At 63.5% G+C, this 8,742-nt stretch carries 5 protein-coding genes and 2 pseudogenes; 6 read left to right on the top strand and 1 reads right to left on the bottom strand.

The genetic code is table 11. The annotated features are described in order from the left end of the window. Positions 1–131: 131 nt before the first annotated feature. Entirely contained in the window at positions 132–443 is a 312-nt protein-coding gene (locus ACIP98_RS41415) for a hypothetical protein (protein ID WP_401981939.1), read from the bottom strand. Between the two features lie 27 nt (positions 444–470). Here ACIP98_RS41415 and ACIP98_RS41410 point away from each other — a divergent pair, with 27 nt between their 5' ends. The 6 genes and pseudogenes from ACIP98_RS41410 to ACIP98_RS41385 form a co-directional block, all read left to right on the top strand. Continuing rightward, the gene (locus tag ACIP98_RS41410) at positions 471–671 is read left to right on the top strand and encodes a hypothetical protein (RefSeq protein ID WP_401981936.1); all 201 of its coding nucleotides are present in this window, start codon (positions 471–473) and stop codon (positions 669–671) included. 2,238 nt (positions 672–2,909) lie between these two features. Continuing rightward, positions 2,910–3,869: a ParA family protein gene (locus tag ACIP98_RS41405; RefSeq protein WP_401981933.1), complete on the top strand. Its 960-nt coding sequence runs from the start codon at positions 2,910–2,912 to the stop codon at positions 3,867–3,869. Between the two features lie 692 nt (positions 3,870–4,561). Continuing rightward, a complete protein-coding gene (locus tag ACIP98_RS41400; protein ID WP_401981930.1) occupies positions 4,562–5,158 on the top strand; it encodes a hypothetical protein in 597 nt (198 codons plus the stop codon). A gap of 1,263 nt (positions 5,159–6,421) precedes the next feature. Continuing rightward, positions 6,422–6,550 (top strand): annotated as a pseudogene (locus ACIP98_RS41395) (RNA-guided endonuclease TnpB family protein); the annotation flags it as partial. Between the two features lie 318 nt (positions 6,551–6,868). Beyond that, positions 6,869–8,596, top strand: a complete 1,728-nt coding sequence (locus ACIP98_RS41390) for a DUF885 domain-containing protein (RefSeq protein ID WP_401981928.1) — start codon at positions 6,869–6,871, stop codon at positions 8,594–8,596. 44 nt (positions 8,597–8,640) lie between these two features. After that, positions 8,641–8,742, top strand: a pseudogene (locus tag ACIP98_RS41385) (transposase); the annotation flags it as partial.

Raw genomic sequence — 8,742 nt, 5'->3', positions numbered from 1 at the left:
GTCCTCCCAGCTCGTCGTCGATCTTCACGTACAGTGCGGTCAAGAGGGTGTTCAGGTCTTGCGTCACAACATGATCTTGAACACCCTCTGTTCATACCTGATCGTCGGCCCAGCACATAGGACTTACTCGTCTAGTAGATGGGTTGTCGACCAGGCGGGCGGGGGCCCATGTTCAGTCGGTTGAGGATGCGCCGGACGCCCGACTTACTGATGGTGACGTCGTGGTCCCGCTCGGGGTACATCGCGATCTTCTGAGGCTCGAAGTGGTGGTTCTCCGGCAGATAGATGATCTCTCCGACTACCCCGACATGGGAGACGTTCGGATAGGTCTTTAGGGTCTTAGAGCGAGTGCGTAGGCCGTCCATGCCCTCGGCCTGGTAGCGGCGGTACCAGACGTGGAGGCTGTCCCGGATCAGGACGCTGATCGGCTGCCGGTTCCACAAGAGCCCTGACTCTCGGGTATCGCCTTGATGTTGCGGCGCAACAGCGGGCGCCACCAGGTCCCCGCCGCTCTGCGGGCACTGGAGCCTGACGAGGACCGGGTGACCGGGTGGATCAAAGAGAGGGGCCGCAAGAGCCGAGGTACCGCGGCGCCGCTCGGGGCCTGGCTGGTCTTCCAGGACGAGGCCGGCTTCTCGATCGGCTCAGCCAAGATTTTCGTGCAGCGATGACGCTAAGTCATGTTCGAGTTGTTTCTTCCTCGGCTCGTAAGCGTCGGGAGTGGCGGGTGATCCAGCGGGTGAGGTCCTGCGGATTTGGCGGCGGCGCAGGTGCGACCTTCGCGGTGTCACGCAGAGGACGAGGAAGCGGCGCACGGCTTGCGGTGTGTGCCTGGATCTCGCGGAAGCGTTGGTGCAGCCCTGGTTCCAGCGGTTGATCAGGTTGGGCCGCCAGGCGTCCAGCCGGGTGGTGCGGTCGGCTACGGCTTCGGGGTTCTCGCAGCGTGCGTAGTGGCGGGCGGTGTGTCGGGCCAGTCCGAGTTCGCGTCCGATGGTGCTGATCGTCCATCCCTGGGCAAGCAGGTCCTGGACGGCCCGATATCGCTCCCGCGTGCGGGTGACCACCCGTTTTCGGCGCCGGTGTCGGGGCCGGAAACGGGGTCAGGGGGTGCCTTCGTGCGCGCGGCGTCGGCCTGCTGGGGCGCCGCCGGTGTCCGGCAGGACGGGCCGGTGACCACGGTGCGTTCGACCGTGTGGGTCAGGTTGTCCTACAGGTGCCAAGCGTCCGCGACCTGACGGACTTGGGATGCTCCGGCCCGCGCTGCCTCGTTTTCCCGCGGCCGGGCAGGAAATTTACGACACGGTGCGTCCCGAGGTCGACGAGCACGGTCCTGTAGCGTCGGCCGCGGGGGGTGGCGAAGTTATCGACGCCGAGCACACGCAGTGCGGGCCGGGACGGATCGGGCTTCGCCATCACCACGTTGAGCAAGGTAGTTCGGCTGATCGGGATGTGCAGGACGTCCGCGAGCCGGGCGCCGGCCCGCCAGGCCAGCGAGTTCAGAGCCCTCCGCGACGCAAGCTTTCTGTCAGGGACGTGACAAGCTGGATCACCCGGCATCCCTATTGCCTCCGCGACGAATACGCCCAGCAGCCTATGGAGATCCTTGCCCAGATCTCGGTGCGGCCACCACCACGGAGGACGTCAGGGCCTTTGCCGAGCTGATGGGCGACCGCCGCAGACGAGAGCTTAAGGGCTGATCACACGTGTCCAGCAGGACCAGGTTCCGGCCCTTCGCAGCTTCGCCAACGATCTCATGCAGGACCTCGATGCGGTCGTCGTCGGCCTGACCCTCAGTTACAGCTCCGGACCCGTCGAGGGCCACAGCAACAAGATCAAGATGATCAAGCGCTAGATGTTCGGCCCGCCGCCTTCGACCTCCTGCGCAAACGCGTCCTCCTCGCCGCATGGGCCCGCCGGTCGTGGCAGCGTGGACGGTCACGCTGCCGGGGTGAATGGTGAGGGTATTCGCCGCGCGACGGCAGCGACCCGGGAAGCCACGGGACTGGGGCTGCAATCCACTGTCACGAAGTGGGATGCCCCTTTCCAACAGGGGGCGACTTTGGATCGGGGTAACGGCACGGCTTTGAGGGGCCGTCGGCGGCACAGGAGGCCAGGGTTCTTGGTCGCCGCCTTATGCAGAGGGTCCTCGACTGAGTCCCGAGGCCCCTACATAAGGAACGGCGACCAATTGAGTTCTGATGGGCTGTCTGATGAGTGTCCATGACCGGCTTGCAACTAGCGCTCTGACTCCGTGAGACATGGCATTTGACGTGACACCAGGCGCTCCGCTCCCCCGTACGGCCGTTGACAGAAAAGTCAACAAGTTGCAAAAAACATGCTCTGAGCTGCTGATTCACAAATGCACAACCTGCACCACAGCTTGCACCACAACTGTCGCCACAGCTACAACCACATCTCACACCACGACTGTCGCCACGGCTTGCACCACGACTCACTCCGAGGAAGGCCGTCATGGGGGCAGTAAATACCGTCTTGTTCGCCGCGAATGAGGTGAAGTTAAGGTAGTAGTTCGCGAAAAAACCGGCGACCTAATGTCAAAGCAAAGGCGTGCGTTGCAATAAATGAATCCCGTTTAGTTTGCGAAATAGGTTGGAGGTTTAAAGCTGAGGTGCCGACAACGTCCAGCAAAACACTATTTGTTGGCGATCCAAGGAAGTTCGGCTCGCGTTGCTGCTTTCTCTTTTTTGGAAGTCGTTCGCGTGCGCGACCGAACGCTTGCACCGCAAGCGTTCGGTTTGATCTTGTGTCCGACGTGACGTGATCCCTGCGTTCCACCCTTCCAAGTCACCGGTGGATGTCGCTCGATACCGAGCCTGCGTCCGCTACAGTGGCCCCACCAGCAGCTCGGGTCACCGCGCAAACCGTCGATCCGCAGAGAGGGACGAGTCATGCCCAACACAACGACACTCGCGTGCTCAAGCCAGAAGGGAGGCGTCGGCAAGACCACGACAACGCTGAATCTCGGCGCCCAGCTGGCGTTGTGGGGAGCACGGGTCTGCATCATCGACTTCGACCCCCAGGGCCAGTCTGGTACGGGTCTCGGGCTGGATGTACTTCCGAACGGGAGGACCATCTGTGCTGCCTTGACGCTCTTCCGTCTCGGTCAGCTGACCGACCTCAGTGGATTCCTCGTCGACCGTTCCGAGATGGTGGCGGAGGCAGAGGGGAGTGGCTCTCTCGCCGTCATCGGAACCAACACGGAGAGCATGGACGAGCTTTCGGACTGGGTGACTGGGTCCCGACGCGACGCCGAAAAGGCGGTAGAGGCGACGACGCTTCTCCGTCGCTTCATCTCGACATGTCTCCGCGACTACGACTACGTACTGATTGACACACCTCCCACGACTAACCAGCTCAACGCGCTTGCGCTGGCTGCTTCGGACTATGTCATCGGCGTCGCTGAGAGCAAGTACGCCTCGTTCAGCGGGATCGTCGCGCTCCGCGGCCAGACCGAAAAGGTGCCACAGAGCACCCGCAACACGTGCCGTCCGGTGTTCATGGGAACGCTCCTCAACGAGACCCCCCGGAAAGAGTCAGCGCAGGAACGACACATGCGCACGCTGCTGGGCGGCCAGGCCGGGGAGCAGGAGTACGACGAGCAGACCGAGGACGCTGCCCCGGAGGCGCGCACCGCGCTCCCCGAGCAGGCCACTGACAGCGACAGCTATCACCTCTTCGATACGGCCATCCGAGCGAGTGAGCTCATCTCTTCCGCATACGCCACGGGTCGTCCTGCAGTGCTGCTCTACCCCAATAGGCCACTCGCGGAGGAGTACAGCACCTTCGCGCAGGAGGTCTTTGCGCGAATCAACGAGCACCGGAATACGCCGGAAGCGTCGCTCGCATGACCGAGTCACCGAAGAAGAAGCCCGCCAAGAAGGCTGCCTCGCGGCGCGTTGGGCCACCTCCTGGATTCGCAGCCCGTGCCGTGAATGCGGGTACGGCAGCTGCCGAGCAGAGCTTTGTAGCCTCAATGGCCGGCAATCAGAGTCCAACTACGGTCCCGCAACCGAAAAACAGCCCCGCCCCCGTTGAGGAGGCGAGCAAGCTCGCCAGCGAACCCCCACAGTTTGTGCCCCGCCAGGAAGCGGCCTCGGACGTAGACCGCACCCAGACGAGCACGGCTGCCGAGGAGGCACCGCACGCAACTCACGCGCCTGCGGCACCGGAACCCGTCGCCCTGGTCGACGTAGCGCCTGCCGAGTCCTGGCCGCCGCAGGACAACAGGCAGCCTCCGTATCAGGCTCCGCCCGTCGGCAACGCCGCTGAGCCTGGGCATGCAGCCCCGCATCCCCGTGCGGGCACAGTAATTGACGTCGGCACCGCGAGCGCAGCTACGCCCAGAAGCGAGCCGGCAGAGTTCGCGGTGTCAGCTCACACAAAGGCGGCCCAGCCGGCTTCGGACACCAGCAGGATCGCGGAGCACGGCACGCAGCCAGCCAGCCAGGCTTCTTCCAGTGTGCAGGAGCGCCACGATGGGGGCCGGTCTTCGGCCGCCGGAATGGCGGCACACGATGCGCTTGCACAGCCCGCCCCGCTCATGGACGCGCCGATGTCTCCGGAGTCGCTGGCCGCGCTGCCTGCGCCGCCAGCCCCGTCGAGGTCCCTCGTTGTGGGCTCGCGCCGGGGCCAGCAGCCTTCAGCCGCGTTGTCCCTCAACCCCCGCCGTCAGAATGAACTTCTGGACAAGCCACCTGCATACAAGCGACTCCTCGATGCCAATGCGGCAGCCAAGCTGAAAAGGATAAAGACGACTGGTCGCGCTGTCCGGCTACATCCGCGCATCCGAGAGCAGATCAACAGTCAGCTTGCGCGGGATGCCGCGAGCCTGCCGTCGTGGAAACTGGCGGCCAGTGCCTACGTGGATGCGGGGCTATACGTTCTGACGACGGTCGATGTAAGCAGTGAGGACGTTCTGACCAAGCTGATCGATGCCGCCTACGCATTCCAGGAGCAGACATTCGGTGACGAGGGAGGTGAATCCAGCCGTTTCACCGTTCGAGCCGATACGAATGAGGCAGTGACCCAGCTGAAGTACTCCCTCATCGGTCTGGGTGAGGAGGGGCTGCTGAATCTCGTGCTGAGCGTCCTGGTCTGGCAGTTCCTGCTCGAGCTGCGAGACGGGCCGGTTACCTAGACCCGGTGCGGCTTGCTGGCCAGGCAGCTTCGAACACGTACCGTCTCCGAAACGTGTCGTCCTTGACACGTCGACGCCGCGAACTGTCTTCGAGTACCTGGGCGTGGTGAGTTGGATGCGGCCGGGCGGGCCTGCTCCGGTCAGCCCGGTTGGTAGCTCTTTGCTTCCTGATCGTCCGGAGGCGGCAGGCACACCGGTCTGCCGCCATGCCGGATAGCCGAGGGCGCGTTGTCCGATCACCACAGCTGCTGTGCTGTGGAGGGAAGGCTCGTGGAATGTGTCTGCCGTGCCGTCGACCTGGTGGTCGACGGCACGGTCGTTCTCATGTGTTTTGAGCCAGTGCTACCGTCTCTATCTTGAGGTGTAGGCGGGGTCGATAGCGACCAGGGCGAGCCCGGTGTGCGGAGGAACGGATCGCTGCCCTCGCCCTGGCCCATCGCCCGACCCTGGGCGAAGTGCAGTGGATTCCGGCAAGGACCCCCGGGCCTGTAGCCGGGGAGGAATCGAGTTCTGACCTGTGGCGCCGTGCAGTTGTGCCGTCGCACTGCCCTTGTCTACTGCTGGTTTGAGCTGATTGCCAATGCCAGAATGCGGGCGTGGTGGCACCGTAGTCTGCAGAAGCCCAGTTGTCAGTGCCGAGATGTACGGTTCGTCGCGTGAGGATTGTCGTGCAGGTGAAGGTGTTGCCGACCGTCGAACAGGTGGCCGCGTTGCGTCCAATCCTGCGCGCATGCGATGACGCTGCGAACTGGGTGTCGCAGGCATCTCTTGACCGTGGTGTACCCCGGGAGTAAGGGCTGTGGAAGGACGCCTACGCCGAACGCAAAGCAGAGGGCTTGGGTGTCTGGGCTGCACAGCAGGTGATCAGGAAGGTTCGTGATGCGTACTCGGCTCTGCATGCGAACATCAGGGTCGGGAATTTGGGGAAGCTGGCTTCGAAGCGCCGAGGGAGGCGGAATCGAAGCCGATTGGGTTCCGGCCGGCGGCTGCTCAGTCGTACGATGAGCGCTGCCTGACCTGGTAGGATGTCGGGTACCGCGTCCATCTGGAGCCCTGTCGGTCGGCTCTAGGGTGTCCGTTTTGCGTGCAGCGCGGATCAGTTGAACGCACGGCTAGTCATTCGTCCGAATCGGACAGTTCCTGGAGTACAAGGCGCGCCGTGTCGGCGTGCCCCTGGTGCACGTCGCCGCGGCGTAGACGCGGTGGACATGCTCCGTATGCGACTGCAGAGACAAGAAAAATCGGGCTTGGCAGGCTCGATTCCAGTGCAGGTCGTGCGGCGTCGTTGTGCACGTTGACCTGAATGGTTCCCGCAACATCGCCCGCAGGGGCGAGGGTGCGTGGATTGCGGGGCATGAGTCATGCGTCCCAGCCACCGCCTCTGATGGGTAGCTGGGATGCGGGAGGTCACGCGGCGGCCGGTCGCGTCCTGCTTGCAAGCTTGGTCCTTCAGGGCCAGCCCAAATTGACGTCCTCAATTCGCGCCCACACCGACGTCAGCATCCCTGCGATGGCGTCAGCCGACGGATCGCGCCGTGCCGGCGTTCGTAACGTTGCACGGGAAGTAGGCGCGGTCAGTGTGGTGATCTCGGAGTTCGCCTTCGCTGAAATGGAACGAGAGGGCCTTTCGGTGGTTCATGCGTGCCATGCTTCCTGAGGTTAACCGACCGTGCGTGGCTGAAGGTGCTCCAGTAGGCGACGATGGATGACATGCCAAGCTCCAGCAACGACAAACTGCCTCGTCACGTAGCCGATGAATATGTTGACAGCCTCTTGCACCTCGACCCTATTCTCGGCACCCAACTGGGCTCACCCATCGGCGTGCGATGTCTACCGGATCTCTCTCCTGTTGGTGCCGACGCGAGAGCTGCAGTCGCCCGTACCGCTCTGAGGCAATTGGGCGAGGCAGAGACACGACCGGGCGCCTGCAGCGATGCCGAACGGCGCTGCGCGCGCCTGCTGCGCGAGCGCCTTACGGCGGAGCTGGAGATTCATGAAGCGCGGGAGCACCTCCGGGCTGTGCGTAACCTCAGATCGCCTCTTCACAATATCCGTGAGGCATTCACCCTCATGCCGGCCGAAACGCCGGACGACTATGTCGACATGGCTGCTCGCCTGCGGGCTGTCCCTGCCGCGCTGCGCGGCTATCGCGCTTCGCTCACGGAAGGCCTCAGCGCTGGGCTCCCCGCGGGCCCGAAGCAGGTCGCATCGGTGATCGGCCAGATCACCAGATGGGTGGGTGATAGCCAAGGGCCAAGCTGGTTCCGGGAGTTGGTCGTCGGAGGCCCTTCGGTCCTTCGTGGGGAGTTGGACGCCTCTGCTGCGACGGCAGCGGAGGCCTACGTTGAACTGCGGGACTGGCTCCGCGAGACTTACGGTCCCGCCGTCACGGGTTGTCCCGATGTCGTCGGTCGCGAACGATACGCCCGATGGGTCCGGCAATGGAACGGGACGGAGGTAGACCTTGAGGAGGCCTATGCCTATGGTTGGTCGGAATTTCACCGATTGCGGGATGACATCGTCGCCGAGGCAGCCAATGTCCTTCCTGTTGTCCCCGCGTGGGAAGTACTTCGGCATCTCCGGGAGCGCGGAGAGGCGATCGAAGGCGTCGAAGAGGTGCGGGCGTGGCTGCAGCTGCTGACAAACGAGGCGATTGAGGCTCTCGACGGTACGCACTTCGATCTGGCTGAACGGATCAGACGCGTGGAAGTGCGAATTGCCCCACCCGGCAGGTCAGCGGCACCGTATTACACCGCTCCGTCCGAAGACTTCCGGCGTCCGGGGCGGACCTGGCTGCCGACGATGGGCCAGAGACGTTTCCCCGTCTTCGACCTGGTGTCCACCTGGTATCACGAGGGTGTGCCTGGTCATCACCTGCAGCTTGCCCAGTGGGTACACGTCGCCGGGAACCTGTCCCGGTACCAGGCCACAGTGGGGCTGGTGAGCGCGAACACCGAGGGTTGGGCTTTGTACGCAGAACGACTCATGGACGAACTGGGTTTTTACTCTGATCCCGGGTGGCGGATGGGCTATTTGGACGGACAGATGATGCGTGCAAACCGTGTCATCGTAGACATCGGCATGCACCTGCAGTTGAGAATTCCAGCTGACTCCCCTTTTCATCCGGGAGAGCGCTGGACGCCGGAGCTTGCGAAGGAATTTATCAAGGCTCATACAGGCCGGTCCGCTGACTTCATTGACAGCGAAATCGTACGATACCTGGGTATGCCCGGCCAAGCGATCGGCTACAAGCTCGGGGAACGAGCGTGGCTTGTCGGTAGAGATGCAGCCCGCAGGGCACAAGGTTCCTCCTTCGATCTGAAGGCTTGGCACATGGCTGCGCTCTCGCTGGGATCTTTGGGTCTAGATGACTTGATTGACGAACTTTCGAACTTGTCGGCACCGTCGCAGGCGTACGGCAAGCAGCGTGAGCGCTGAGTGAACTGGGCTGCGTCGTAGCGTCCGCAGGCTGTCCCGGGGCCGTGACTTGTGACGCCGGCTGTCGTGTCGCCTATCTGCCGGGCCTGACGATGCGGCGAATCGCTGATCTCTACCCCGGCGAGGCCAAGACCGACGCCCGCGAC

Source organism: Streptomyces sp. NPDC088354, assembly GCF_044753585.1.
In the GTDB taxonomy this organism is placed as follows: domain Bacteria; phylum Actinomycetota; class Actinomycetes; order Streptomycetales; family Streptomycetaceae; genus Actinacidiphila.
Note: the sequence above shows the minus strand (reverse complement) of the source record. Positions and strands in the feature narration are given on the sequence as shown.